The following is a 26936-nucleotide window of genomic DNA, read 5'->3' on the forward strand; positions in this document are numbered from 1 at the left end:
GCATTTTTTAATCGTTCAGTACTATTTTGGATTTTGCATTTGAACCACCGCAATTAGGGTTTGCTCAATTTCATGCACTAAATCTTGTATCAAATTCTCATCATATAAACCTGTGCTAAATTCGGTATCGTATCGGTGGGCAAGGGCAGCCAACCGTGCGAGGCCAGCGGTTCCTGCTGTGCCTTTCAATTTATGAAGGAGGGGGCCGAAAGTTTCTATGACAGGATCTTTCATTTTCAGTTCCTCAAGTGCTTTGTTCAATTCTTTGACCACTAAAGTAAGGAAAATATCACGGAATTCCGGATCATCAGCTACTTGAAGGTCTAATTTCTTCATATCCACAAAAGGGAGTTCATCCGTTGAGTCTTTCGTCTCGGAATCGGTAGAAATCGCAGCATTTAAGTACTTTTGAATGCATTTTTCTAGTTCGGTGTTGCGAAGTGGTTTTGGCAAGAATTCATTCATCCCTGCCTCAAGGCATTTTTGTTTTTCCCTTACCGTATTTCCCGCTGTGACCCCGATAATGGGGGTTTCGCCGTTACGCACACCCTTTCGGATTTGCATTGTGGCCTCTATGCCGTCCATTACGGGCATTTGCACATCCATTAGAATAATATCGAATTTTTGCTCCTCACAGAGCTCCACAGCAAGCAAACCATTGACGGCTTCTTTGATTTCGGCAGTAGGATAAAGCGCGCGGGTATAATTCTGTGCTAAAATCATATTCACAGGATTGTCATCGACAATTAGGATGCGAACTGCTATGCTATCGGGTATGGGCTCAGACTCTATGGGCTGGATTATTTGTGTTTCTGCTTCTATTTCTGTTTGTGTTGCTTTCCGAAGTGTGGAATAGAGTTCGTCGGATTTTATAGGTTTTAACAAATAGAGGAAGTCTCGGTCTTTTTGAAGTTTTGTTAGAATGTGGTGTTCTTCTGAAGACGTTTGTAGAACGACAACAGGCATTTCTTTATTTTGCGTGGCATACCACTCTTTTATTTTCTCGATGGTTTCCACTCCTGAAAGTATGGGCATGTGGTAATCCATTAGAATTACGTCAAATTCTGCTCCTTCCATGACGATTTGCAAGGCTTCCATGCCGTGACTGGCTTGCACAGAACTGATATTTTTAAAGGAAAGCATATGCTGGAGAATGATACGGTTGTTTTCATTATCATCTACAATTAAAGCGGACTTGAATTCAATCAATTCTGGTTGCTCGTGTTGGGCTATAAAGGGAACCTTTAGATCAAAACTGAAGGTTGATCCTTCCCCTAAAGTACTTTCGAGCGAAAGATGACTGTCCATATAGCCCAATATATTATTGGATATGGTTAGGCCAAGGCCGGTACCGCCGTACTTTTTACTTACAGAACTGTCCTCCTGGGTAAAGGCATCAAAAATTCGTTGCTGTTTTTCAATGGGAATTCCAATTCCTGAATCGCGTACGGAAAAACGGATGGTGAGATGTGTGTCGTCTATTTCTTTTTGCTCAAGTTTGAGCTCGATTTCTCCTTCTTCCGTGAATTTAAGGGCATTTCCAAGCAAATTGATCAAAACTTGTTTTGTTCGTGCTACGTCGAGGAATACCGTGTGTGGAAGCGTGGGCTCGATATTAAGAAGTAGTTCAAGGTTTTTCTTTTGCGCTTGATAAAGAATGATGTTAATAACCTGGCTCGTAAGAGATTGAAGTTCGAATTTTTCGATGAACAACTCCATTTTTCCAGATTCTATTTTTGAAAAATCCAATATATCATTTATCAAATTCAATAAGGTCTCTCCTGATTCGTTAATGTATTTTAGATACTGAGATTGAATCTCATTTAGCGGCGTTTGGAGTAGTAAGTCGGAGAATCCGATCACCCCGTTGAGTGGGGTTCGTATTTCATGACTCATATTGGCCAAGAACTCCGATTTGGCTTTACTTGCTCGTTCTGCCAATACCTTGGACTCTTTCAGTTCTTCGCTCGTTTTCACTGAATCTGTATTGTTTTGTGCCGAAATCATGACCCCCGCAATTTCCTTATTTTGATACATCCAAGGTGTCACAATCAGACCGAAGGTTTGTGCGTTTGATTTGCCCTCGAGTTGAACCCGTACATTTTCCTCCTTATAAGTGATTCCTTTCGTGGCATCAAGATAAATCTTTTTTCGCTCCTGAGGGATGTTGGGGTAAATCTCCAGAAGATTTTTTCCAATTAGTTCGTGGGATCCTAATCCAAATTCCTGACCCCATCGTTCCGTGGCTATTAGATAATTTAACTCTTTATCCAACATGACGATGGCCACAGGTGCGTGTCGAATAAAAGAAGAGAGCATTGCCTGTTTTTCTTCGAGTTCAGTTACAATCTGTTTTTCTTTACTTATGTCTTGAATAACACCGAAAATTCCCACGCTTTGTCCTTCTTCAATAACGGCCCTTCCTTTAAGTCGAACCCAAATGCGGGAGCCGTCCTCACGAACAAGATTCACTTCTGCATCGTAATTTTCGTGCTGTTCTATGGCACGTTTCACTAATTCTTCTACTTCTTCACGCTGATTCATAGGGTAGAATTCTAGCGCTTGCTCCAAAGTAGGGTTGTAGTTTTGGCTTACGCCATGTATTTCTTTTGTAATCTCAGACCAGCTTAGCTTTTGGGATTTGATGTCTAATTGCCAAGACCCAACTCGCGCAATTTCATTGGTCTGCATAAGCATTTCTTTCGTAAGTCGAAGATCTTTCTCGAGCGCCATGTGTTCGGTCATATTAACCGCCATACAAAGAACAAATGCATTGCCCCTGTCATCATGCTCTAAAATATTTTGATACAACCACGTGATGTGCTCTCCCTCTTTAGAAACAAGTACCATCTGGCCTGTGTCTTCTTTAAGGTTCTTTATGCGTTCTAAGTAGGGAGCAATACGGGCATGATTTTCTTTTGGAAATAAGTCTCTTAGATTTAATTTACGAACTTCTGAAGATTCATAATTTAAAATTTCTCGACCTTTTCGGTTGACCTCCAGGATATTGCCTTCTAGATCGTGCATGCTTATAAGTCCCATCGCATGTTCAAACAAATCATCGAATCGTTTGGCTGAAATAGACGATTTCTTTTTTTCTTCACTAATTTGCGTGAGATCTTTTCCAAAACAAAAGTATTCTTGCTGCTCAATATTTTCAGTAATGTCCCATTCGTAGGTTAAAACCTTTCCTTCAATAACGGGCTGGGCCGTAAACTGAAAATCGCTCTTTTGTGCACTGAATTCTTTGCAGAACTTTTCCCGATTTTGAATTTGGAGAAGATCGAGTAGATCCCTATTTAATTCCTTCTTGTCGGCTTTATAGAAAATGGATTCAAAACATGGATTCGAATTTTTTATGCGAAAATTCTTATCGACAACCACGACCGCATTTTTTGTCACGTTGAGGATGGTTCGAAAATAATGGCTTTGAATTTTGTTGTGTTCTTGAGTCGCGAGATCACTCACGATGCTTGCCATTTCCGCAAGAGTTATTTGGACGTTTTCTGCTTGGACTTGGGATTCAGTGCCCGCTAGCATAAGCCATCCGATGGTGCGGCGGTTGAAATCGTGAATTTCTGAAATTAAGATGCCTTGAATTTCTTTAAATATGGGACCTTTTTCGTGCTCATTGTGCTTTATTTGAACTCTGGTGAAGCCTTCCTCTATGGAGTTTTTTGTAAGAATAAGCATCCCATTTAATAGAATATCCCAATCCTCAATCGAAAGTCCGGTGCTTTGCAAAGTGCGCGTTGTATTTCCCATATCGAGTACAATGGCACATGCAGAAATGTCCGTTAGACTAGCAGTGGCCTTACAGATGGTTTCTAAGCGCGGATCGGCGCAGAGATTGGTAAGGTCTAGAGGACTTGGGTTAGAGTTGTTGTTTCCAACCAAAGAGGGTTTGAAATTGGCATCCATTGGGATAATGTGGGGTTCTAATTTGCACTATTAAGCTCTACACAGCACAAGCATAGAGAAGATAAAATTAGTTAAATTAATCGACTCTTTTGCAAGAAATTAAAGCTTACTTGTAAATCGGTGATTTCCTAGACTATCCAGATTTACTTCGCGCTACTTAGCTCTATCAGGGTTATTTCTGGGTTAATTCCCACTCTACCCGGATATCCTATCACACCAAATCCTCGGTTGACATATAAGTATTTGCTGCCTACTTGGTATAGGTCAGCCCATTTTTTGTAACGATACTGGACAGGCGACCATTTGAGGTTTTTTAAATCGAGGCCAAACTGCATACCGTGGGTGTGGCCCGAAAGGGTTAGCTGTACATTCGAAGGATGGGATTGTACTACATGGTCAAAGTGCGTAGGGTCGTGACTCATTAGAACCTTGAAACTTTCCCTAGGAACTCCTTTTGCAGCCAAGTCTAAATCGCCTAATTGCGGAAAGGGTTTTTCTCCCCAATTTTCAACGCCCAAGAGGTAAAGGGAAGAAGCGCCTCTTTTGATTTCTCGGTTTTCATTTCGCAAAAGGGTTAATCCTGCTTCTTTCTGGTCCTGGATTAGACGCGCAAGATTTTCTAGTTCTTCTTCCTTGCTGTTCCACTGATGGTACTGTCCGTAGTCGTGATTTCCTAATACGGAATACAGACCATCCGTAGATCGAAGGGTTTGAAAAAGAGCTTTGAAAGGTTCAAATTCGCTGGCTAAATTGTTGACAGCGTCTCCGGTGAAGAGAATTAAATCGGGCTTTTGAGCATTAATGAGTTCAAAAGCGGGTCTTAATTTCTCAGGATTTAAAAAGCTTCCCGAATGGAGATCGGAGATTTGCACAATGCGATAGCCTTCAAATTCTTTTGGTAAATTTTTAAATTTCAATTTTACTTTTCGGACCCGGTGTCGATACTTTCCATTAATGACTCCATCTAGAAAGAGGATGCTAAGGGCAGCCGCACTGGCGATTCCTATATAACTAAGGAGTTTTCGTCTTTCGGGATAGAAGACCTCAGCCGTGGGGTGTAGTGAGCGATAAGAAAATTCTCCGAGTCGCAGTACATCGTCAATAAGCAGATACACTGCAATTAATAGTTTTGGGAGTAGCATGGCTATAAAGAGGGTCACTATTATTTGAAGTTGCAGCGTACTTAGGCTCTTTTGAGAAAATAGGAAATATTGGTAAAATAAATAAAGGTATATACTGAGCGATATTCCAATGTACAGACCTCGGACTAACGAACTATTCGTCACAGTTCGGACCGCTTGATAGAGATAGATCTCTAAAATAAAGAAAAGTATGGTAAAAAGTAAAAAAAATCGCTGCATGGGCTTACGTATATAAAATCGAAAAACACAGACTAGTAATGAAAGTCTGTGTTTGTATGTGATAAGTCTTCAAAAGAACGAGCTTAAGGCAATTTGTAGACAATTGCATTGATGTTCATTCCGGCTCCTACGGAGGCGAAAAGTAGATAAGAATTTTCTTTTAGTTCATGCCCCTTGAAGTTTCCTTTTCGAATTAAATCGAGCATGGTAGGAACCGTGGCGACGGAAGAATTTCCGAATTCTTGAATGGTCATAGGAGCGACACTTTCTTCGTATTTAGAATGACCGTATAGCTTGAACAGCCTTGCAATAATGGCATGATCCATTTTGGCATTGGCCTGGTGAAGAAGAATTTTGTCAATATCTTCAATGCTTAATCCGGCCTGGTCAATGGTGTTTTTCATGGCGGCAGGCACTTGGGTAAGTGCAAACTCGTAGATTTTACGACCGCGCATGCGGATGTATTTTTTGTTTTGGTCAGCCTCTGGGTTAAGACTGTGAGAGTTCTCTAAATACTGCAGTTCCTCTCCGTTAAAACAAAGTGTATTGGTGTTGATTATTCCTACGGTTTCGTCCTCGGTGGCAGTCACTACTACGGCGCCCGCACCATCCGCAAAAATCATTTTGTTGCGATCGTAAGGATCGGTGACGCGGCTAAGCGTCTCAGATCCGACCACAAGAATGTTTTTGGCTTTTCCAGATTTAATTAGGATATCCGCTAAATTTAAGGCCTCAATCCATCCTGGACATCCGAAAATCATATCGTAATTGATGCATTTGGGATTTTGGATTCCTAATTTGTTCTTTATAATGGCGGAAAGCGAAGGCATAAAGCTTTGCTGACCATGCAGATCAACGTCTCCAAAGTTCGTAGCACTAATGATGTAATCGAGGGATTCTTTGTCGATTTTCGAATCGTCAATGGCAATCTGGGCAGCCCTTGCGGCTATGTCTGAATTTAGCTCGTCGTCTTCTATATAGCGCCTTCTTTCAATTTCAGTAATCTCAACGAATTTAGAAATAATCTCCTCGTTGGGTTTGGTAATGGGCTCATAATTATCGTCGTAAAAGGCAGAGTCTTTAAAGTGACTGCCGTCAATCACGCGACTAGGAAGGTAACTTCCTGTACCTACGATTAGGGTGTTTGGCATAAGGCTATACGGTTAGTTAATTCTCAATGGTGCAAAGTTAAGAATTAATACGCAATCCGAGTGAGAATCAAAATTATTATTAAATTTGCAGTGCGCTAAGCTTCGATATGAAAAAAAACCCTGCTCTTTACGGACTCATTTTTGCCCTAGCTTCCTTTGCGGTGGCTTTTGGAATTTATTTTTTCTTTTTGGCAAAAACCAACACCTACCTGGTTGACAACCCTACGCCCGACACCTTTTATTTTAAAATTAATGGGTCCGAGGAAAAGATTCTTACCTCCGGACAGTTTTTGAATGTCGATCTTAAGCAAGGAACCAACCGAATTGAGGTGAAAAATCACGAAAAGGAGCTTATGTACGATTCTACCTTTACGGTAAACAAAGTGCGTGGATTGGTCAATATTACGCATAGCGATTATTACATCCATCGTCAATACTATGGCTATAACTTGAATAAAGATTCTCTCATCGCAACGCTTCCTCAAACGCAAATTGATGGAAAACAGTTTTACGGCGGCGCTAAAAAATTTAGTTCCCTGTACAGCGAAGATTTCTACTACAATATTGATGAAGACTACGACGAGGTTATTAAAAATATAGACAAAGTGGAAAGCCGCGTGAAAATCTTCCGAAAACAAGATTTCTTAAATTACTATAAGAACTATTACAATTTTTAATTTTGAAAAACGTTACCCCCTACCACTCTAAAGAGAGTAAGAAAAACCAAGTGGAGGACATGTTTGATAACATTGCTCCCAAATACGACCTTTTGAACCATGTTTTGTCAATGAAAATTGATGTTTTATGGCGCGAAAAGTTAGTCAAGTGGATGCGTCAGGATCAGCCCAAGGAGGTACTCGATGTGGCCACTGGAACAGGGGATTTAGCCATTGCGGTCCACAAAGGCACGAAAGCGCGAATCGTAGGCATGGACCTTTCTCAACAAATGCTTAATGTAGGGATTGAAAAAATCAAAAAACTAGGGTTGGATTCGCAGATTTCCATGCAGAAAGGAGATGCAGAAGACTTAGACTTTGAGGACAATCGTTTTGATGCACTTAGTGTGGCTTTTGGTGTTCGTAATTTCGAGAATTTACCTAAGGGTCTCTCCGAAATGCGACGTGTTATTAAACCGGGAAGCAGTGCTTACATACTTGAATTCTCGAAAGTAGAAGGGATTTTAGGTCCGATCTACATGTTTTATTTCAAAAACATTCTTCCACTAATCGGCCGACTTGTCTCTAAAGACAACCGTGCGTATACCTACCTTCCGGATTCCGTGAATGCATTTCCCTACGGAGAGAAAATGAAAACGGTTCTTCTTGAAGCGGGGTATTCTAAAGTAGAATATAAGACACTTTCGCTAGGAATTGCAACGATTTACAAAGCGACAAAATAGCCCTGAGGAGTGCTATTTAAACAGGCGAATTTTTAATTCGTAAGGCCTTGATTTGATATGGCTTATAGGGGGAAATCTCAAGGTTTCCTCCTTATTGTTTTAAATCCGATTAAAATAGCCTGCACATTATGACTAATTCCTATTAATTTTTTATATTTTTGCAATAGTTAGAATTGATACCTGAAAATGCTCAAAGATTTAGAAAGCAATTTTTCGCTGTTGGAAAAAAAGATTCTGATGCTCAAAAAAGACTATCAGACCCTAAGTGAACACCATGTGACACTTTCTAAAGAGTATGAGGATTTGAAGCTGCGTTTCGAATCGGAACGAAAAGTAAATCAGGAATTAGCAGAAGAATATAAAAAGATAAAACTTCATTCCGCAATCTCAGGCAATCCCGAACACAATCGTTTGATGAAAAATCACATCAATCGCCTTGTGAAAGAAGTGGACCAGTGTATTGCACAACTTCAAAATAGCGGTTTATAATGGAAGTAAGACGAATTACGATCAATATTGCCGGGAGAACTTACCCCCTAAATGTGCCTTCTTCTGAGGAGGAAACACTGCGACGGGTAGGAAAACAGATTGAGACGATGATTAAAGATTTTGAAGCCAGTTTTGATGTGCGTGATAAGCAAGATGCTCTTGCCATGTGCGCATTAAAGATGGGAACCAACGCCGAAGTTTTTCAACAGAGTAACGAAAGAAATATAGCAAGTTCGACACAGAAAGTAAAAGATATGTGCGATTTGCTTGACGAAAAGGAAATGTAGATTTTTCATTTCCAAATAGACTGCCTACAATAGTTCTAACACATTTAAGGTAAACTCAACGCTAAATAAATACCGGGCGAATGTTTACGGAATGGCGCGCCGCCCCCTGGGGCGGATTACAGACCGTAAAAAACAGTCCAAATCGTGTTGATTAGGAGTTTACTCTCAATCCGTGGACTATTGTAGGTTTTTTTTGGTTTTAAGAACATTATAATTTTAAATATACTATGGATATACTAACATTAGGAATTGGCCTAGTTTGTCTGGTGATAGGAGCGGTTGTGGGAATGTTATTATCAAAAAGCGCCTTAAACTCGAAAGCTAAGTTCATTATAGAGGATGCAAGGAAAAATGCAGAGAATCTTCTCGAGAAGGCAAAGGTGCAGGCGGAGTCCGTGAAGAAAGAAAAGCAACTTCAAGCCAAAGAAAAATTTCTAGAACTTAAGTCTCAACACGACCAAGACATTCAGGGTCGCGAAAAGAAGATGCAAGAGGTTGAAAAGAGAATCAAGGACAAAGAAGGAAAGCTAAACGACGATTTACACAAAACGGGTAAATTAGAGAAAGACCTAGACCGTCAAATCAATGACTACGCGAAAAAAACCGAAGTCCTTGATCGCAAGCAACAAGAGCTAGATGCCATCACTGCGCAAAAAGTAGAGATCTTAGAGAGAATCTCTGGCTTTAGTGCAGAAGATGCAAAAACAGAACTTGTAGAGGCCTTGAAAGCGGAAGCGAAGACCAAAGCGCGTGCACACGTGCAAGGAATTATGGAGGAGGCGCAGTTAAATGCGAAAAACGAAGCGAGAAAGATTGTGATTCAAACCATTCAAAGGATTGGTACAGAGCAGGCTATTGAAAACTCGGTGTCTGTATTCAACATTGAATCGGATGAAATTAAAGGACGTATCATCGGTAGAGAAGGGCGTAACATTAGAGCTTTAGAAGCAGCCACAGGAGTGGAGATCATTGTAGACGATACCCCAGAGGCGATTCTACTTTCTTGTTTCGATCCTGTACGTAGAGAAGTCGCAAAATTGTCTTTACATCGACTCGTGACGGACGGAAGAATTCACCCGGCCAGAATTGAGGAGGTTGTAGAGAAAACCAAAAAACAAATTGAAGAAGAAATTATTGAGATTGGTAAGCGTACCATTATGGAGCTTGGAATCCATGGTCTTCATCCTGAACTTGTGAAAATAATAGGACGTATGAAGTATCGTTCTTCTTACGGTCAGAACCTTCTTCAGCACTCGCGTGAAGTAGCCAATATTGCAGCCACGATGGCGGCGGAGTTAGGATTGAATGTGAAACTAGCGAAACGAGCCGGTTTGCTGCATGACATCGGGAAAGTTCCAGAACAAGAATCCGAACTTCCTCACGCACTACTAGGAATGCAATGGGCGGAGAAATACGGAGAGAATGCAGAGGTTGTAAACGCAATTGGAGCTCACCACGATGAGATCGAGATGGTCTCTCTTCTTTCCCCAATCATTCAGGTAGCCGATGCGATCTCAGGGGCAAGACCAGGGGCAAGACGTCAGGTACTAGAATCTTATATCCAACGATTAAAGGATCTAGAAGCGGCCGCACTTAGTTTTGATGGCGTTTCTAGCGCCTATGCAATTCAAGCGGGTCGGGAACTTAGAGTGATGGTAGAAAGTGGAAAAGTAAACGACGAGGTTGCTTCGCAGCTTTCTTACGATATCTCAGAGAAAATTCAAAACGAACTGACCTATCCAGGCCAGGTGCGTGTCACGGTGATTCGGGAAACCCGAGCGGTGAACATTGCAAGATAAAGTTTTAAAGAAATAAATTACAGATGGCCACTTGATCTTAAGATTAAGTGGCTTTTTTGTAGGTTTTCTTAAGGCAAAGAAAGGAGCTTTCTTTTTGCAAAACGTTATCGTATCTTTGAACTATGAAGACCGTCTATTATTTAAAAACGTGTAGTACAAACAAGCGCATTATGTCAGCGCTAGATTTGAAGGATTGGAAGCTTAGAGAAATTAAGTCCGATCCGATCACCAAGCAAGAATTAGAAGAACTTAAAAAGAAAGCGGGATCCTATGAGGCTTTGTTTAGTCGGAAATCCACTCAAATTAAAGCTCGAGGGATCGATCTTAGTACTTTAAAAGAAAAGGACTTTAAAGAGCTTCTACTGGACCACTATAGCTTTTTAAAGCGTCCCGTGTTTGATTCGGACTCACAGTTATTTGTAGGGACAGACAAGGGTAATTTAGAAGCTTTAAATGCTTATTTTGATAAAGAGTAAGTTTCAGCCCAGTCTAGTTTAGGTCAAAATGGCCGACTTAAAAAGAGTATGGTTTGTATTTTAAGACAAAACGGCATTAAAATAATGTAAAAACGGCGATTTTGCCTCCAAATGCGAAAGGGTCTTTTATTTGTGTGTATTGGGAGAGAAACAACCCATAAAACAAAATAAAATGTCAAACATTACAAAACCGCATTTTTTATTCGACGATTTTTTCACCAAAGATTGGTTTGAGAACGAACGTAACGTGAAGAGAACTTCTTCAATGCCGAAAGTAAATATTTTGGAAAGCGATACTCAGTACACCATTCAATTGGCTGCACCCGGTCTTAAGAAAGAAGATTTTAAACTTGATTTTAAGCAGGGACAGTTGTCCATTGCAAGAGAAGTGGAAGAAACTGAAAACTTGAGTGCAGAGCGTTACACACTCCAAGAGTTTACATACGCATCCTTTAAGCGCAATTTTACCCTTCCGAAATCAACCACGAAAGAGGATATCCAGGCTTCTTATGAAAATGGGATTCTAACCATTGCCATTGAAAAGAAACAGCCTGCAAAAATTGAGGCTTCGCAAATCGAAATTAAATAAAGCCAAATCATTTTTCATATTAAATTAAATCAATAATTGAAAAGCTCGGATCTCTTTAAAGGGATCCGAGCTTTGTTTGGTATGGGTAGTGCCTTTAAACGAAAGGAGTTTTAACTACTTTTGCGCTTACCGATTTGTTTCGAATCTGAATGAAGATTTCAGAATCGATTTTGGAATGAGCAATCTCTACGTAAGCCAGTCCGATTCCTACTTTTTTCATAGGAGACATCGTACCTGAGGTTACTTTGCCAATGGTATTTCCATCCTTGTCAACCACAGGGTAGTCATGTCGTGGGATGGCTTTTTCTTGCATTTCAAAACCCACGAGTTTGCGAGTGATTCCATTTGCTTTAAGTGCTGCAATTTTGTCTTTTGCCACGAAATCTCCTTTGTCTAGTTTTGTAATCCAACCTAGACCGGCTTCTAGAGGGGAGGTGGTATCGTCAATGTCGTTTCCGTAAAGACAAAAACCTTTTTCTAGTCTTAGGGTATCTCTCGCACCAAGACCGCAAGGTAGGATTCCAAATTCGCTTCCGGCTTCGCTTAAAGCGGTCCATAGAGCAACTGCGTCTTTGTTTTGGAAATAAAGTTCATATCCACCGCTTCCGGTGTATCCTGTATTGGAAATAATGACGTCTTTCACGCCGGCTACTTCTCCCTGTGTAAAACTATAGTAAGGTAGCGTAGAGAGATCTACTCCTGTTACCTTCTGCAACGTCTCTTTTGCTTTAGGACCTTGGATGGCGATGAGTGCCATCTGATCTGAAGCATTGGTAAGAGTAGCTTCAAACTGATTGTGTGATTGAATGTGTTCAAAGTCTTTTTCAATATTGGAAGCGTTCACTACCACAAAGTACTTTTCGTCGTTCATTTTATAGACAATAAGGTCGTCTATAATTCCACCTTCTGCATTCGGAAGACAGGTGTACTGCGCTTTTCCGTTTTCAATAAGCTCGAGGTTGTTCGTGGTTACTTTTTGAAGTAGGTCTTTCGCCTCTTTCCCTTCCACGAAAAATTGACCCATGTGAGAAACATCAAACAGTCCCACACTTTCTCTTACAGCAAAGTGTTCTTGGGTAAGACCCGAATATTGCACGGGCATTTCAAATCCAGCAAAGGGAACCATCTTCGCACCAAGCGAAACATGGGTGTCAAATAGGGGAGTTCTTTTCATTTTTAGTATTTGATTTTAGATATTTTCTTTAGAAAGCTGCTTTTTTACGCAAGATGTTCCTTGTATTCGTTTAGAATGATTTTAAACCAAGGCGTAAAGTGATCGGGATGATCCTGAAGCTCCTTGTCTAAATCTTCCAAACTTACATAACGAACAGAGTCTACTTCTTCTTTATTTAACTTAAATTCACCCTCGTAAGTGCCGAAGAAGACATGGTCCAATTCATGCTCAGTGAGATCACCCCCTACGTTCGCTTTGTATAAGAAGTGAAATTTGGGTTCAATAGGAACCTCAATTCCTAGTTCCTCCACCAATCTTCTTTTGGCCGCCTCTTCATAGGTTTCTCCTACGCGAGGGTGCGAGCAGCAAGCATTGGTCCATTGACCAGGCGAATGGTATTTGGTAAGCGCTCTTTTTTGAAGCAGCATCCGGTTTTGATCGTCAAATAAAAACACAGAAAATGCACGATGCAAAATGCCCTGCTGATGAGCTTTTAATTTTTCCATCTGACCAATAACCTCATCCTCTGGAGTGATGAGTACAACGAATTCTTCCATACCGCACAAATTTACACAAATTTTTCTGCTTGCCCTAGTTTGAAAGAAGGCAAAGAGGCATAAGTGAGAGACAAATAAATGAAATAATACCCTTCAGAAATGAGATTTATAGGTTCATTTAGAGGGGTAGGGAAAACTTATTGGAATTGAGGGGCGATGGATTTTCTCGCCCCGTGTGATTTTTGTAATTTTGCCCCCTTAAACCCTGGTTGTTATGAATCTCAATTTTAAAGCGGATGTAAGCCCAAGTCTAAGGGAGGGAGTAAAAAATTATTTGATTGATATTGACGGTACCATTACCGAGGATATACCAAACGAACAGCCAGAAAGAATGACCACGTGCGAGCCTTTTCCCGATGCGGTGGAGCAGATTAACCGTTGGTTCGAAGAGGGGCATCAAATATGCTTTTTTACCTCTCGAACGGAGGATCAAAAAGAAATTACAAAAGAGTGGCTCGATCGCCATGGGTTTAAATACCATTCCATCCTTTGTGGAAAGCCTCGAGGAGGCAATTACCATTGGGTGGACAACCATATTGTTCGCGCGACGCGCTACGAAGGCAAATTCACGGATTTTGTCGAAAAAGAAGTAAAAATTCAAGTATTTAAAGACTAGAAATTAATGAAGATATTAGCAAACGACGGCCTTGATCCGTCTGGGGTTCAGGCCTTACAGGCCAAAGGATTTACAGTCCTAACCCAAAAAGTAGAACAAGATAAGCTGATAGAATATATCAACGATAACGATATTAAAGTACTTCTGGTGCGAAGTGCCACCAAAGTAAGACAACCGCTGATTGATCAGTGCGAGGGTTTGGAGATCATTGGACGAGGGGGAGTTGGAATGGACAATATCGATGTGGATTATGCGCGTTCCAAGAACATTCATGTGATTAATACGCCCTCGGCCTCGTCCGCCTCTGTGGCAGAACTTGTATTTGCACACCTGTTTTCGGGTGCGCGTTTCCTCGAAGATAGCAACCGTCAAATGCCTGTGTATGGAGATACGAAATTTGCGGAGCTAAAGAAAGCGTATGCGAAAGGGATCGAACTAAGAGGAAAAACCATTGGAATTATCGGCATGGGCCGAATTGGACAAGAAGTAGCTAAGATTGCACTAGGAATGGGTATGCGCGTGGTTGCAGCCGACAACAATGTGGGCCGCGCATCGATCAAAGTGAAGTTCTACAACAATCAATACATTAACGTGGACATTGAAACCGAACCTTTAGAATCGGTTCTTGAACATTCGGATTTCATTACCTTCCATGTACCTTCTCAAAAAGAAGGATATATGATTGGAGCAAATGAATTTGCCAAAATGAAGACCGGAGTGGCCATTGTCAATTGTTCTAGAGGGGGAATTATTGATGAGAACGCCTTAATCGAAGCTTTGAATACAGGAAAGGTCCTGTTTGCAGGATTGGATGTATTTGAAAACGAACCTACACCTTCTAAAGAAATTCTAACCCATCCGAAGATTTCTTTAACGCCCCATACAGGTGCCTCTACCTTGGAAGCGCAAGATCGAATTGGTCTTTCTTTGGCAGAACAAATCTGGAGCATCTTGCAAACGGAAGGGTAGTCAACGTTCGTTTTTTTGCATTCCAAGAGTGATTTCTCTGGGTTGTGATTCCTTTTGAGGAAGTACAGAGCAAAAAATACAGCTTATGTTAAAATATCGAAACCGCCTATATTTAGGCGGTTTCGATATTTTTACTTGGTTGATTCTAGATTAAGCTTTTTGTCTTAATAGATCTCTAATCTCGATCAGCAGTTCTTCTTGCGTTGGACCAGCAGGAGCAGCCGCTTCTTCTGGTTTTTGCAGTTTGTTTGCCCCTTTGATGATCCAGAAAAGAACCAGTGCTATACATAAGAAGCTGATGACAGCCGATAGGAAGTTCCCATAGGTTACACCATTCCAACTAAGCGATGCAATGTTTTCCGCTCCTGCTGCCTTGAGTGCAGGGTTAAGAAGTAGTGGCGTGATTACGTCATCCACTAAGGAAGAAACTATCTTTCCAAATGCAGCTCCAATGATCACCGCAACGGCCAAATCAATCACATTACCCTTGAATGCAAAAGCTTTAAATTCTTGTACAAATCCCATAGTTTATTTCTTTTTTAATTGTGTTACATCTACAAAAGTAAAAAAATAAATGATTTATTAACTATCTGTTTTCATTTTTTTTGAAAAATTCATAACAGCTAGAGTCTGATTTAAGGATTCCAAAGGAGGAAATTGAGTACCTGATCCCGTTGGCGAGGAGAAGAATCAATCAAATCGTTAAACGTTTGGTAGGGGTATGGAAAGGTGAGATGAAATTGATCTCTTTTCAGGGCGTCTGTAATCTTGGCCACAGGACTAAACACGGAATTAGGCATTTTCTTCCATACGTTTACCACCTGCTCTGAATAGGTCTTAACCTGCGATTCGGTTAAAGTGGATTTATTTAGTAAAACCTGAGCAATATGCGGATACATTCGAAAAGCCTTTTGTTTGGCGAGATCGGGTGTTTTTTGGAGGTTTAGTTCTTTAAGATACGCTGTTTTTAATCCTTGGAGCTCTTTTTGGAGTTCCACAGAAAGAGGAATGCTTTTGCGAAGGGGCAAATAATCAGTCGTAAGTAGAGCTTCCCATCGTTGCAAATAGGAATTTCTAAGGTTTTCACTGTTAGTAGTTTGAGCCTCCATTGGGAAGGGGATTAAAAAGAAAAGTCCGAAGAAAAATAGAGTCAATGTTCGCATTGGATAAAAATAGAATTTTTTTTTGTATTTTTTCGCCGTTTTTTAATTTATGATATACACTCTACTTACGCCCACCTTTTTTGAAAAGGCAATTGTCTGGACCAACGATGTAATTTGGTCTTACGCTTTCATTCTATTATGCATTGGCACAGGACTTTATTTTAGCATTCGAACTGGATTTGTTCAAGTTCGATTTTTGCGAGATATGATTGGTCAATTGTTTAAAGAAAATTCGAACGAAAAAGGAGTCTCTCCTTTTCAAGCTTTTTCCATCGCCATTGCAGGTCGAGTCGGAACCGGAAACATTGCAGGGGTCGCGACAGCGATTGCAATGGGAGGTCCGGGCGCCGTGTTTTGGATGTGGATGATTGCGTTTTTAGGCAGTGCAACCGCCTTTGTGGAAGCAGTTCTAGGTCAAATCTATAAAGAAGAAAAAAATGGACACTATCGAGGGGGACCTGCCTTTTATATTGAAAAGGGAATCGGTAAGAAATGGTATGCTGTGCTTTTTGCCATCAGTACCATCTTTGCGTGCGCATTTTTTCTTCCCGGGGTTCAATCCAATAGTATTGCAGAGAGTATGTCCAGCGCCTTTGGCGTTGATAAATTTTGGGTCGGGCTTGCGGTCGTTTTTGGACTCGTATTAATTGTGATTGGAGATGTGAAACGTATTGGAAAGTTTGCAGAAATTACGGTGCCTTTTATGGCAGGGGCCTATATCTTAATGGCTGTGGTCATCATTGGATTAAATTTTGAAAGAATTCCAGAAGTTTTTAACCTTATTTTCAGTTCTGCTTTTGGAACTGAGGCTACCTTTGGAGGGATTGTAGGATCCGCCGTGGTTTGGGGAGTGAAGAGAGGGCTGTATTCCAATGAAGCAGGGCAAGGGACCGCACCGCACGCGGCTGCGAGCGCTGCCACCTCCCATCCTGCCAAACAAGGAATCCTTCAAGCATTTTCCGTTTACATCGATACTTTATTTGTCTGTACGGCTACTGCCTTTATTATCCTCTTTTCGGGGCTATACAACGTAGGAGATGGAGCAGGTGGGTTTTTAGTAAATAACCTTCCAGGCGTGGAAGAAGGACCGCTCTTTACGCAGGCTGCGATTTCTTCTTATTTCCCAAAGATAGGGCATGCTTTTGTGGCGATTGCTCTACTGTTTTTTGCATTCACTACTGTGCTTGCCTATTACTTTATCGCAGAGTCCAATCTCTATTATCTTCGAAAAAAGAAAATGAGCAAAGTGCTCTTATGGGGTCTTAGAATCTTATTCTTTGGTAGTGTTCTTTATGGAGCGGTAACCAGCGGGGGTACCGCCTGGGGTCTTGGGGATATCGGTGTTGGAATCATGGCATGGTTAAACATTATCGCCATCCTTATTCTACAGAAAAAAGCCTTTGTGACTCTCAAGGACTATGAAAAACAGAAGAAAGAAGGAAAAGATCCTGTCTTTGATCCTAAGAAGTTGGGAATCAAAAACACCACCGAGTGGTAAAGTTTCTTTCCTTATAAACACAAAAAAAACTCCAGTCACGCTGGAGTTTTTTGTTCTTGGTATAGGAATTGAGGTCGCTTAATTGATCTCTACTCCGTTGTCAACCTCGATTTCAGGGTTTACAAAAGTAAGCTTCCCATCAGGCTTTTGCGTGAGCAGTAGCATTCCCTGGCTTTCGATACCGCGGATCTTACGAGGCGCTAGATTCAGGAGGATGCTTACTTGTTTTCCAACACATTCTTCCGGTGTAAAGCTTTCCGCGACTCCAGAAACGACCGTACGGATGTCAATTCCTGTATCGACCTTAAATTTTAAAAGTTTGTCTGCTTTCTCCACTTTCTCTGCCTCCAAAATAGTGGCGGTACGAATGTCCATTTTGACAAAATCGTCGTATGAGATTTCTTCTTTCATAGCACTTGCGTTAGGGTTGGTTTTGGTATTGCCTTTTTTGGTATTCTGAAGCTTCTGCATTTGCGCCTCTATGGCTTCGTCTTCTATTTTTGAGAAGAGAAGTGCGGGCTCACCTATTTCGTGTCCCTTCTCTAATAGTACGGAAGGTAGCTCCTGCCATGGCAACTTCTCTAAATTGAATTGAGAGAGTAGCTTCTGGGAAGTGAAAGGAAGGAAGGGTTCTGAAAGGTGCGCAAGAGCAGCCGCAATCTGGCTAGAGACGAAAAGAGTTTGCGCCGTTTTTTCCTCGTCCGTTTTAATGGTTTTCCAAGGTTCGTTCGTTTGAAGATATTGATTTCCAAAGCGAGCGAGATTCATAAGGGCGCTTAGTGCATTACGGAACTCGTAATTTTCTAAGAAATTTGAAATTTCTGATTTCGCTTTTTCAATCTCTTGAAGTTCCTCTGTTTTCGGTTCGTAAGCAGGAATTTTGCCTTCGTAATATTTATGGACCAGAACCGCAACTCGGTTAATGAAATTTCCAAAGATGCCGACTAGTTCTGAATTGTTTTTCGTTTGAAATTCTTTCCACGTGAAGTTGTTGTCTTTGGTCTCTGGAGCTGACGATAAAAGGGCATAGCGAAGGGTGTCTTGCTGGTCTTTAAAATCCTCTAAGTATTCATGCGCCCACACCGCCCAATTTCGGGAAGTGGATATCTTTTCGTTTTCTAAATTAAGGAATTCAAAAGCAGGGACATTGGTGGGAAGGATGTAATCCCCGTGCGCTTTAAGCATGGAAGGGAAAATGATGCAGTGAAAAACGATGTTGTCTTTTCCAATAAAGTGCACCAGGTCACTTTGCTCACTTTGCCAATAGTCTTTCCAGTTTTTCCCTCTCTCATTCGCCCATTCTTGGGTAAATGAGATGTACCCAATAGGCGCGTCAAACCAGACGTAGAGAACTTTCCCTTCCGCTCCTTCTAAAGGGACGGGGACTCCCCAGTCTAAATCTCGGGTCATGGCTCTTGGACGAAGACCTTGATCGAGCCAAGATTTTACTTGACCGTATACGTTGGATTTCCAATCGGACTTATGCCCTTTTAAGATCCACTCATCCAAAAAATCTTGGTATTCTTCCAAAGGAAGGTACCAGTTTTTTGTTTCTTTTAAAACCGGAACTTCGCCTGAAAGCATGGATTTTGGATCTAAAAGCTCACGAGGGGAAAGCGTGGACCCGCATTTTTCACATTGGTCTCCATAAGCGCCTTCTTGTCCGCAATTGGGACAGGTGCCCACGATGTATCGATCGGCAAGAAACTCTCCTGCTTGGAGGTCGTAATATTGCTCGGAGGTTTCTTCTTGAAACTTGTCCTTATTATATAGTGTCGTGAAAAAACCTTGACTTACTTCAATGTGTTTTGGAGACGTGGTTCTTGAGTAGTAATCAAAAGAGATTCCTAATTGCTCCAAAGAGCTTTTCAAAATCTCATGGTATTTGTCCACGACGTCTTGAGGCGTAATGCCTTCTTTTTTTGCGCGTATGGTAATAGGGATTCCGTGTTCATCACTTCCCCCTATAAAGGCCACTTCTTTTCCTTGGTTTCGTTGAAACCTTGCATAGACGTCCGCGGGTATGTAAACACCTGCCAAATGTCCAATATGCAATGGTCCATTGGCATAAGGGAGAGCAGCGGTAATAAGTTTTCTTTGCGACATGCGATTTTCGTATTTCAGGCAAAGATAAGGTATCTTAAGACGGTTTTAAAATTTTCAAATAGAAGACTCTTAATTTTTTTTTTTAACAGAGTAGTGCTATTTTTCCCAAGTAACGTTAAGTTTTGGTTAAATGTTTGTTTAATGTTTTTCTATATGGTAAATATTATGCTAAAAATACGATATTTTGTAAAATATTAAATATCAATCTTTTAATTTTATATTATTGACAAAAAACAGATAATTATCATAATTTTTTAACTTTATTTATATTAATGATTTGTTAATGTAATTTTGATTAAATTAGACCACTGATTCCTATGTATTCAGATTTCATACATGACCCAACCATGATTCACGAGATGAAAAACAATAGAATATTAATCCTTAAACTTTATATTTGTGAGAAACTATAGTACAGTTTTGAAAATTGCGCCCGCATTTTTGCTTGCTGGAACAATGCTACAAGGACAAACAACCGATACCTTGAAAGGGGATCGTGAGACCGCCATTGAGGAGGTTGTTTTGATTGGTTACGGACAACGAAAAAAATCAGATCTGACAGGATCGATTGTTTCTGTATCCGAGAAAGATTTTAATGGAGGTGCTACTTCACCTGAACAATTAATTCAGGGAAAAGCGCCCGGTGTTGCAATTACTGGAAACAGTGGAGCACCAGGGGCTGGTTCTACCATTCGTATTCGAGGGGGAGCTTCCCTTAATGCAAACAGTTCTCCATTAATAGTGATAGACGGTGTGCCACAGGACTTTAACGGAGTGTCTGGTGCCTCGGATCCACTTTCTTTAATTAACCCGAACGATATCGAGACCTTTGATATCTTGAAAGATGCTTCGGCAGCGGCCATTTATGGGAACCGTGCATCCAACGGGGTTATTTTAATTACAACCAAAAAAGGAAGAGGGGGTGCACTTCGAATCAATTTCTCCACAATGGCCTCCGTATCAACCAAAATGGGGAATGCGGATGTACTAAGTGCAGATGAGTACAGAACCTTCGTAAATCAAGTAGGATCAGATGCAGCGAAAGCTTTGCTGGGAACGGCTAATACGAATTGGCAAGACCTAATCTATCAGTCTGCATGGGGAACCGACAATAACCTTGCAATTTCGGGAGGTATTAAAGGACTTCCGTACCGTTTGTCCATTGGATACAATGAGCAGAACGGGATTGTGAAAACCAACGAGTTTAGAAGAACGTCCGTCGGGTTGAATTTAAACCCAAAATTCTTTGACAATCACTTAACCGTGAATGCAAGTATTAAAGGATCCTTCACAGACAACCGTTTTCCAAACGGAGGAGCGATTAACAACGCGATCTATTTTGACCCTACGCAGTCGGTCTACATGGACGATCCTCGTTTTGGAGGCTATTTCGAATGGCTGAATGCGGACGGTGGACTTAACACGGTATCGAATAGCAACCCAGTGAGTCAATTAAATGCGACGGTAAATAAGGGATCAGTGTATCGACTAATGCCAAGTATTCAATTAGACTATAAATTTCACTTCCTTCCTGATTTGCGATGGAACGTGAATTTAGCGTACGATTATTCAAAAGGATACGGAACTAACCGTACCGCAGGTTTAAGTGGAGCCGGTCGTGGATTTGACAGTGTAGGTCCTTACGAACAAGAAAAGAAAAACAAATTACTAGAGACTTACCTTAACTACGTTAAAACCATTACGTCTCTTGATACCAACATCGATTTAATGGCAGGGTATTCCTACCAAGATTTCTATCGTGAAAATCCTGCAGGGGTTTCTGTGAGAACTAACGTGGAAACAGGAGTAGCCGAATTAACTCCTTTTAGAGAGTATGCAGATCAACTGACACTACTTTCCTTCTTTGGTCGTGCCATCTTTACGATCTCCGATAAGTATATCGTAACGGGATCCATTCGTCGCGATGCTTCTTCTCGTTTCTACAACGGAACGACGGACAATTTATGGGGGAATTTCCCAGCGGCTGCTTTTGCATGGAAAATTAACGAAGAAAATTTCCTTAATGAGTCGAAAGTCGTTTCTAATTTGAAATTAAGATTAGGATACGGGGTGACAGGTCAGCAGGAAGTAGGAGGTTCTTATCCTGCATTCGCTCGTTACAATTTAAGTAACGATACGGCGGAGTATTTATTTGGAGATGCATTCTACCCAATGTACCGTCCACAACAATACAACCCGTACTTAACTTGGGAGAAAACTTTAACAAAGAACATTGGTCTTGATTTCGGATTCTTAAACAACCGCATTAGCGGTTCGGTAGATGTATTCCAGAAAGACACAGAAGATTTGATCGCTTATGTTCCAGAGGCTGCGGGTGGACTTAGTAATTACAACACCAAAAACGTGGGAGATATGACCAACGAAGGGGTGGAGGTAATTCTAAACTTCACGCCAGTGAAAACGGAAAATGTAACTTGGGATGTGAGTGTGAATGCAACGCATTACACTTCAGAGATTACGAGTCTTTCAGACCAAGTGGCTGCGGATTTCAAAATCCAAGTGGGAGGACTTTCCGGCGGAGTTGGAAACAACATTCAAGCGCACAGTGTAGGTCGCGCACCGTATTCTTTCTACGTCTTCAAACAACTTTACAACGACCAAGGAAAACCTGTTCCTGGAGCCTATGTTGACATAAACCAAGACGGAGTTATCAACGATAGTGATAAGTATTTTTACAAATCCACTACGCCGGATGCGCAGTTGGGATTCTCCACAAGACTTGCGGTTGGAAACTGGGATTTAAGTACTTCGCTTCGCGCTGTACTTGGAAATTACGTGTATAACAACGCGGCTTCCAATAGTTCCATGGCTTCACTTAGAACCAATGGCTATTTGCAAAACGTGTATAGCTCTACGGTGGATTATCAATTCCCACAATTAAACCTTTGGTCTGATACCTTTGTGGAGGATGCTTCCTTCTTAAGAATGGACAATCTTACTTTAGGGTATAACTTTGGTGAAGTATTTGGCAACCGTAGTAGTCTTCGTGTTTATGGTATGGCACAGAATGTCTTTGTGATTTCGGATTATACAGGAGTAGATCCTGAAATTTTCGGGAACATCGACAATGGATTCTACCAAAGACCGAAAGTGTATTCACTAGGACTTAATTTTCAATTTTAATTAATTTACAGACAGATGAAACTTTTTAATATAAAAGCCAAACGTATCGTAGTAGGAGCTCTAGGTCTTTTGCTGGCCTTTTCCGCAGCGTCTTGTATGAAAGATTTGGAAAGGGAACCTATCACAGATCCTTCTTCTACGAACTTATATACCGACTTTAACAATTACCATAGTCTTCTTGCGAAACTTTATGGCGGTCTAGCTGTAGGGGGACAAGAAGGAGGTGATGGAAATTCAGATATTGGCGGGATTGATGGAGGATTCTCCAGCTACATGCGTCAAATGTTCTACCACCAAGTGCTTCCCACAGACGAAGCGAAAATAGCTTGGCAAGATGGAACTTTGCCTCAGATGAATACACAGACTTGGACTGCGTCCAATGAATTTGTAGCCGCATTGTACTACCGTATCTACGGTGAGATTGCCTTTACCAATGAGTTTATTCGCAATACAACGGATGAAAGATTAGCCGCAAACGGAATTACAGGCGCGGATCTAGAGGAAGCGAAAACGATGCGTGCAGAAGCACGTTTCCTAAGAGCTCAATCTTACTACCACGCCCTAGACCTTTATGGAAACGTTCCTTTTGTGGACGAAAACTACATGTCCGGTGGCCCAGAAAAACCAGCAAGAATCGAAAGAGCTGCTTTGTTTGATTGGGTAGAGAGCGAACTTCTAGCGGTTCAAAATGACCTTAAGGAGCCAAGAAGCAATGTGTACGGAAGAGTAGACAAAGCAGCAGCTTGGGCTGTTCTTGCTAGACTTTACTTAAATGCAGAAGTCTATAAGGGAACCCCTCGTTATGACGATGTCATTACGTATACAGAAAAGATCATAAATGCAGGGTACTCTTTGAAGAAAGATGTTGTGGATGCAGTGGATTACGGATACCAAAATCTCTTTATGGCGGACAACCATTTGAACAACCCAGAGGTGATTTTTGCGATTAACTACGATGGAAACAAAACCAGAACCTTTGGAGGAACTACTTTTTTAGTGCATGCTGCCATTGGGGGATCGATGCCTGCATCTGACTTCGGTGTGAACGGAGGTTGGGGAGGTCTTCGTGTGACCAAACAATTTGTCGGGTTATTCCCAGAGGATGGATCGGACAGAAGAGGTCGTTTCTATACAAACGGACAATCTCTTGACATTTCTGAGATAAGCGATTTCAAACAAGGATACGCTTTTATCAAATACAAAAATATCAATTTCTCTGACGGATCTGCTGGATCGGATACGGGAGGTGATTTCGTAGATGCGGATCTGCCCCTTTACCGTCTTGGTGATGTATACTTAATGTATGCAGAAGCCACCGTAAGAGGAGGAAATGGAAACATCGGTCTTGCAAAAGAATATGTGAATCAGTTACGCACAAGAGCAGGAGCTACTCCTGTGGTAAGTCTTAACTTAGATTTCTTACTAGCCGAACGTGCCCGCGAGCTTTCTTGGGAAATGACGCGTAGATCCGACCTTATCCGTTTTGGTAAATTCACAGGTTCTAGTATGCTTTGGCAATGGAAAGGCGGCTCGAAAGAGGGAGCTTCCGTAGCGGATTACAGAAAACTGTATCCGATTCCAACGAACGACGTGATTGCCAACTCGAATCTTATTCAAAACGACGGTTATTAATTCGAACCCAAACGATAGTTACAATGAAAAAACAAACGATAATACAAAAGGGGTTACTCGCATTAGTGATGCTGTTAGGCCTAATGGCCTGCCAGGACCGAGAGGAACTCAACATAAGCAATGAAACGCCAGCCATATTGATGGACCTGAGTTCTGAATCTTTATTTTTAGATCAGAATTTCCCAGACAATCCGGCGCTCAACGTTTCTTGGCAACAAGCGAAATATACGCAACCTACCGAAGTGAAATACAAAATTGAGGCTTCGACTACAGAAGGGTTTGAGGAGGCCTATACCCTTGGAACGGTGACCGGATCTATCCGAACTGTAACCTACACGGTGTCAGAAATGAACAAAGCGGCTCAAACCCTAGGGATTCCAGCCGGAGAAGAAGGACCTCTGTATTTAAGAGTGTCTTCTTACATTGGAGAGGGTGGTGAATACCTATCTGTACTTTCTAACGTGACGCAACTCACGATTACGCCGTATAATTTGGTGTATCCAACCTTCTACCTCGTTGGAGATGCTTCGTATGTGGGATGGAATGCAGGCGATGCGCAGGAGCTTTACAAATCGGAAAGCAAGTCGATTATCTATACCTACATGGAAAAAGACAAAGGCTTCCGTTTCTTAGCTCAGAAAGACTGGAACCCAATAAATTATAGTATTGATTTAGCCGGAACCAAAGAAGGATATCGTTACTTTAAACAAGTATCCGATAACATCGTACAAGACGGTGAAGAAAACATGAAATTCACGCAGGAAACTGGGATTTACAAAGTAGAGATCGACGCTGCAACAGGGGTTCAGTCCCTTACCGTTGAAGCCTCTCCTGTAGCCGGATTCGATTTCCCAGAAATTTATTTAGTAGGTAGTGTAAATGCATGGACTGCAGAAACTGCACTTCCTATGGCGAAAGTTTCTGCCGGTGTTTATTCAATTGACATCACGCTTGCAGACAACGAAGAATTTAAATTCCTCGGCCAAAAATCTTGGGGTGATTTAGAGTGGGCAAACATCCTTAAGGACAATGCGGGACACTCTGGATTCCTAGGACCGAAAGGAGACAATGGAAATGTCCAGTTCTCTGGTGGTGGCGCAGAGCATACGATCACTGTGAACCTTAAAGCAGGTACCTATACAATTGTTGCTAAATAATAAATAGAGAAGAACAATATGAAAACGATATTTAAATTTATAATTCTCGCTTTGGTATTTCCAATCGTCTTTCAGGCGTGTCGGGACGATGAGTTCACCCTGGGCGAGAAAGAGCCTAGTTTTGAGCTCTACAATACAACCCTAGCGAGCAATGTTTTGTACCCTACCATGGAAAATAACAGTTTCCGTTTGGTTTGGGACAACAGTTTAGGCGGTGGAAATAGCTACGTAGTAGAACTTTCCAGTGTGGAGGACTTTAGTACAAAAGTAGAATTAGGAAGTTCTGATACCACGAGTTTAACCACTACGATTGGAGCCTTAAACGAAGCTGCAATTGGAGCAGGTTTACACCCGTACGAAAGTCAGAAAGTGTTCTTTAGAGTGGTTTCTGGATCGAATGTGTCCAATGTGATTTCAACGGACCTTACCACCTATCCCACTGCGAAACCCGTCATTACAAGTCCTAGTGCAGGAGCTGAATTTGTACTGGATATAAAAGCTCCCGAAGAAATCGCAACGACGGTTACTTGGAGTGATTATGCCTACGGTACCAAAGTAGACTACCTAGTGGAAGTGGCCCTTGCGGGTTCTACGGACTATGTAGCGGCTGGAACGGTGGCTGATGCGACGAGTTTAGATCTGACCAACAAGGTGCTAAACGATGCCTTAATGAAGTTAGGACTGTCTCCAGACGTAGCCGCAGAGGTAGAGCTTCGCGTATCTGCGAACACAAGCTCTGTAGGGGGAACTTTACTTGCAGTCTCCGCTCCGGTGGGGATTACTGTAACTCCGTACGTAGCTTATAAAGATTTATTCTTTGTGGGAGAAGCCGTAGAGGCAGGATGGAGCACAAACAATAACAACCACCCACTTTATAGAGATTCACAGAACACAAATAAATTTTATTACACAGGGTATTTTAATGCCGGTGGATTTAAAGTTCTTGAGCAGTTAGGAGACAATACTTGGCATCCTCAGTGGGGAGTAACCAATGGAGTGGTTCATGCGAGCAACCCAGATGCTACCAATGAGCCTGGAACCTTCGTGATTCCTACGGCTGGATTCTATACGTTTGAGCTTGATATTCTTGAGAAAACCTATAGCATTGAAGCGTACACAGGCGCTCAGAAAACCTATCCTGTTATGGGGGTTATTGGAAACAGTACGCCTCTAGGTTGGGACGCGCAAACCGCGATGGTTAACTCTACGTTTGATGTACACCAGTGGAGCCTTACCGATGTAAGTCTTTCTGTAGGTGAAATCAAATTCAGAGCGAACGACAAGTGGGATGATAGTTGGGGAAGTTCTAACCCGATCTCGGGCGAAGGTCTTTATGGAGGACCGAACATTCCTGTGAACGAAGCGGGCGTCTATGACATCTTTTTCAATGACTTAGACGGTCGATATATACTTATCAAAAAATAGGGGAGAAATCTTTCTGTTAAAAA

22 protein-coding genes are annotated in these 26936 nt (G+C 41.5%); 14 read left to right on the plus strand and 8 right to left on the minus strand.

The window, feature by feature from the left end; genetic code table 11:
* Positions 1-21 precede the first annotated feature (21 nt).
* From ACX3PU_RS04915 to ACX3PU_RS04925, 3 genes are all read right to left on the minus strand, one after another.
* Positions 22-3921: a PAS domain-containing hybrid sensor histidine kinase/response regulator gene (locus ACX3PU_RS04915; RefSeq protein WP_459083801.1), complete on the minus strand. Its 3900-nt coding sequence runs from the start codon at positions 3919-3921 to the stop codon at positions 22-24.
* Between the two features lie 143 nt (positions 3922-4064).
* Entirely contained in the window at positions 4065-5282 is a 1218-nt protein-coding gene (locus tag ACX3PU_RS04920; protein WP_459083802.1) for a metallophosphoesterase, read from the minus strand.
* Between the two features lie 83 nt (positions 5283-5365).
* Positions 5366-6433 (minus strand): 3-oxoacyl-ACP synthase III family protein, encoded by a 1068-nt coding sequence (locus ACX3PU_RS04925; RefSeq protein WP_459083803.1) that lies wholly within the window; start codon positions 6431-6433, stop codon positions 5366-5368.
* Between the two features lie 107 nt (positions 6434-6540).
* Here ACX3PU_RS04925 and ACX3PU_RS04930 point away from each other — a divergent pair, with 107 nt between their 5' ends.
* The 7 genes from ACX3PU_RS04930 to ACX3PU_RS04960 all read left to right on the plus strand — a co-directional run bounded on the left by ACX3PU_RS04930 (position 6541) and on the right by ACX3PU_RS04960 (position 11472).
* A complete protein-coding gene (locus ACX3PU_RS04930; protein ID WP_459083804.1) occupies positions 6541-7110 on the plus strand; it encodes a hypothetical protein in 570 nt (189 codons plus the stop codon).
* 2 nt (positions 7111-7112) lie between these two features.
* The gene (gene ubiE, locus ACX3PU_RS04935) at positions 7113-7832 is read left to right on the plus strand and encodes a bifunctional demethylmenaquinone methyltransferase/2-methoxy-6-polyprenyl-1,4-benzoquinol methylase UbiE (RefSeq protein WP_459083805.1); all 720 of its coding nucleotides are present in this window, start codon (positions 7113-7115) and stop codon (positions 7830-7832) included.
* Positions 7833-8018: 186 nt separating this feature from the next.
* Positions 8019-8321, plus strand: coding sequence for a hypothetical protein (locus ACX3PU_RS04940; RefSeq protein ID WP_459083806.1), 303 nt, complete (start codon positions 8019-8021; stop codon positions 8319-8321).
* Complete coding sequence (locus ACX3PU_RS04945; protein ID WP_459083807.1) at positions 8321-8608, plus strand: cell division protein ZapA; 288 nt, start codon at positions 8321-8323, stop codon at positions 8606-8608. The genes ACX3PU_RS04940 and ACX3PU_RS04945 overlap by 1 nt, the downstream gene beginning before the upstream one ends.
* 227 nt (positions 8609-8835) lie before the next feature.
* Positions 8836-10407: a ribonuclease Y gene (gene rny, locus ACX3PU_RS04950; RefSeq protein WP_459083808.1), complete on the plus strand. Its 1572-nt coding sequence runs from the start codon at positions 8836-8838 to the stop codon at positions 10405-10407.
* 122 nt (positions 10408-10529) lie between these two features.
* Positions 10530-10883 carry an arsenate reductase family protein gene (locus ACX3PU_RS04955; protein ID WP_459083809.1) on the plus strand — a complete coding sequence of 118 codons (354 nt, stop codon included), beginning with the start codon at positions 10530-10532 and terminating at the stop codon, positions 10881-10883.
* Between the two features lie 172 nt (positions 10884-11055).
* The gene (locus ACX3PU_RS04960) at positions 11056-11472 is read left to right on the plus strand and encodes an Hsp20/alpha crystallin family protein (protein ID WP_459083810.1); all 417 of its coding nucleotides are present in this window, start codon (positions 11056-11058) and stop codon (positions 11470-11472) included.
* Positions 11473-11566: 94 nt separating this feature from the next.
* On the opposite strand, the gene gcvT is transcribed toward ACX3PU_RS04960, so the two are convergent.
* Positions 11567-12646, minus strand: a complete 1080-nt coding sequence (gcvT, locus tag ACX3PU_RS04965) for a glycine cleavage system aminomethyltransferase GcvT (protein WP_459083811.1) — start codon at positions 12644-12646, stop codon at positions 11567-11569.
* A gap of 44 nt (positions 12647-12690) precedes the next feature.
* Positions 12691-13203 carry an isopentenyl-diphosphate Delta-isomerase gene (gene idi / locus ACX3PU_RS04970; RefSeq protein WP_459083812.1) on the minus strand — a complete coding sequence of 171 codons (513 nt, stop codon included), beginning with the start codon at positions 13201-13203 and terminating at the stop codon, positions 12691-12693.
* A gap of 214 nt (positions 13204-13417) precedes the next feature.
* Between idi and ACX3PU_RS04975 the strand changes: the two genes are divergently transcribed.
* Together ACX3PU_RS04975 and ACX3PU_RS04980 are read left to right on the plus strand one after the other, a co-directional pair.
* Positions 13418-13819 carry an LNS2 domain-containing protein gene (locus tag ACX3PU_RS04975; RefSeq protein ID WP_459083813.1) on the plus strand — a complete coding sequence of 134 codons (402 nt, stop codon included), beginning with the start codon at positions 13418-13420 and terminating at the stop codon, positions 13817-13819.
* 6 nt (positions 13820-13825) lie between these two features.
* Positions 13826-14788 (plus strand): D-2-hydroxyacid dehydrogenase, encoded by a 963-nt coding sequence (locus ACX3PU_RS04980; RefSeq protein ID WP_459083814.1) that lies wholly within the window; start codon positions 13826-13828, stop codon positions 14786-14788.
* Between the two features lie 150 nt (positions 14789-14938).
* On the opposite strand, the gene mscL is transcribed toward ACX3PU_RS04980, so the two are convergent.
* Together mscL and ACX3PU_RS04990 are read right to left on the minus strand one after the other, a co-directional pair.
* Positions 14939-15313 (minus strand): large conductance mechanosensitive channel protein MscL, encoded by a 375-nt coding sequence (gene mscL, locus ACX3PU_RS04985; protein ID WP_459083815.1) that lies wholly within the window; start codon positions 15311-15313, stop codon positions 14939-14941.
* A gap of 110 nt (positions 15314-15423) precedes the next feature.
* Positions 15424-15951 carry a hypothetical protein gene (locus ACX3PU_RS04990; protein ID WP_459083816.1) on the minus strand — a complete coding sequence of 176 codons (528 nt, stop codon included), beginning with the start codon at positions 15949-15951 and terminating at the stop codon, positions 15424-15426.
* 49 nt (positions 15952-16000) lie between these two features.
* On the opposite strand from ACX3PU_RS04990, the gene ACX3PU_RS04995 reads away from it, so the two are divergent.
* Complete coding sequence (locus ACX3PU_RS04995; RefSeq protein ID WP_459083817.1) at positions 16001-17449, plus strand: alanine/glycine:cation symporter family protein; 1449 nt, start codon at positions 16001-16003, stop codon at positions 17447-17449.
* Between the two features lie 78 nt (positions 17450-17527).
* Here the strand turns inward: ACX3PU_RS04995 and metG are convergent, their stop codons facing one another.
* Positions 17528-19555 carry a methionine--tRNA ligase gene (gene metG / locus ACX3PU_RS05000; protein ID WP_459083818.1) on the minus strand — a complete coding sequence of 676 codons (2028 nt, stop codon included), beginning with the start codon at positions 19553-19555 and terminating at the stop codon, positions 17528-17530.
* 399 nt (positions 19556-19954) lie between these two features.
* Between metG and ACX3PU_RS05005 the strand changes: the two genes are divergently transcribed.
* From ACX3PU_RS05005 to ACX3PU_RS05020, 4 genes are read left to right on the plus strand one after another with little or no spacing between them, the layout of a single operon-like run.
* Positions 19955-22699: a SusC/RagA family TonB-linked outer membrane protein gene (locus ACX3PU_RS05005; RefSeq protein ID WP_459083819.1), complete on the plus strand. Its 2745-nt coding sequence runs from the start codon at positions 19955-19957 to the stop codon at positions 22697-22699.
* Between the two features lie 15 nt (positions 22700-22714).
* Positions 22715-24331 carry a RagB/SusD family nutrient uptake outer membrane protein gene (locus ACX3PU_RS05010; protein WP_459083820.1) on the plus strand — a complete coding sequence of 539 codons (1617 nt, stop codon included), beginning with the start codon at positions 22715-22717 and terminating at the stop codon, positions 24329-24331.
* Between the two features lie 23 nt (positions 24332-24354).
* Positions 24355-25488 (plus strand): SusE domain-containing protein, encoded by a 1134-nt coding sequence (locus ACX3PU_RS05015; protein WP_459083821.1) that lies wholly within the window; start codon positions 24355-24357, stop codon positions 25486-25488.
* Between the two features lie 18 nt (positions 25489-25506).
* Positions 25507-26913, plus strand: coding sequence for a SusE domain-containing protein (locus tag ACX3PU_RS05020; RefSeq protein ID WP_459083822.1), 1407 nt, complete (start codon positions 25507-25509; stop codon positions 26911-26913).
* Positions 26914-26936 lie beyond the last annotated feature (23 nt).

Source organism: Chryseobacterium sp. A301, from assembly GCF_054489425.1.

What these genes read in the sequence shown, in the direction of transcription:
- ACX3PU_RS04990 (WP_459083816.1), bottom strand. Translation starts at nt 15,951, where the DNA reads ATGCGAACATTGACTCTATTTTTCTTCGGACTTTTCTTTTTAATCCCC.
- ACX3PU_RS04940 (WP_459083806.1), top strand. Translation starts at nt 8,019, where the DNA reads ATGCTCAAAGATTTAGAAAGCAATTTTTCGCTGTTGGAAAAAAAGATT.
- ACX3PU_RS05015 (WP_459083821.1), top strand. Translation starts at nt 24,355, where the DNA reads ATGAAAAAACAAACGATAATACAAAAGGGGTTACTCGCATTAGTGATG.
- ACX3PU_RS04975 (WP_459083813.1), top strand. Translation starts at nt 13,418, where the DNA reads ATGAATCTCAATTTTAAAGCGGATGTAAGCCCAAGTCTAAGGGAGGGA.
- ACX3PU_RS04995 (WP_459083817.1), top strand. Translation starts at nt 16,001, where the DNA reads ATGATATACACTCTACTTACGCCCACCTTTTTTGAAAAGGCAATTGTC.
- metG (WP_459083818.1), bottom strand. Translation starts at nt 19,555, where the DNA reads ATGTCGCAAAGAAAACTTATTACCGCTGCTCTCCCTTATGCCAATGGA.
- ACX3PU_RS04920 (WP_459083802.1), bottom strand. Translation starts at nt 5,282, where the DNA reads ATGCAGCGATTTTTTTTACTTTTTACCATACTTTTCTTTATTTTAGAG.
- ACX3PU_RS04960 (WP_459083810.1), top strand. Translation starts at nt 11,056, where the DNA reads ATGTCAAACATTACAAAACCGCATTTTTTATTCGACGATTTTTTCACC.
- ACX3PU_RS04925 (WP_459083803.1), bottom strand. Translation starts at nt 6,433, where the DNA reads ATGCCAAACACCCTAATCGTAGGTACAGGAAGTTACCTTCCTAGTCGC.
- ACX3PU_RS04930 (WP_459083804.1), top strand. Translation starts at nt 6,541, where the DNA reads ATGAAAAAAAACCCTGCTCTTTACGGACTCATTTTTGCCCTAGCTTCC.
- ACX3PU_RS05010 (WP_459083820.1), top strand. Translation starts at nt 22,715, where the DNA reads ATGAAACTTTTTAATATAAAAGCCAAACGTATCGTAGTAGGAGCTCTA.
- ACX3PU_RS04945 (WP_459083807.1), top strand. Translation starts at nt 8,321, where the DNA reads ATGGAAGTAAGACGAATTACGATCAATATTGCCGGGAGAACTTACCCC.
- ACX3PU_RS05020 (WP_459083822.1), top strand. Translation starts at nt 25,507, where the DNA reads ATGAAAACGATATTTAAATTTATAATTCTCGCTTTGGTATTTCCAATC.
- gcvT (WP_459083811.1), bottom strand. Translation starts at nt 12,646, where the DNA reads ATGAAAAGAACTCCCCTATTTGACACCCATGTTTCGCTTGGTGCGAAG.
- ACX3PU_RS04980 (WP_459083814.1), top strand. Translation starts at nt 13,826, where the DNA reads ATGAAGATATTAGCAAACGACGGCCTTGATCCGTCTGGGGTTCAGGCC.
- idi (WP_459083812.1), bottom strand. Translation starts at nt 13,203, where the DNA reads ATGGAAGAATTCGTTGTACTCATCACTCCAGAGGATGAGGTTATTGGT.
- rny (WP_459083808.1), top strand. Translation starts at nt 8,836, where the DNA reads ATGGATATACTAACATTAGGAATTGGCCTAGTTTGTCTGGTGATAGGA.
- ACX3PU_RS04915 (WP_459083801.1), bottom strand. Translation starts at nt 3,921, where the DNA reads ATGGATGCCAATTTCAAACCCTCTTTGGTTGGAAACAACAACTCTAAC.
- mscL (WP_459083815.1), bottom strand. Translation starts at nt 15,313, where the DNA reads ATGGGATTTGTACAAGAATTTAAAGCTTTTGCATTCAAGGGTAATGTG.
- ACX3PU_RS04955 (WP_459083809.1), top strand. Translation starts at nt 10,530, where the DNA reads ATGAAGACCGTCTATTATTTAAAAACGTGTAGTACAAACAAGCGCATT.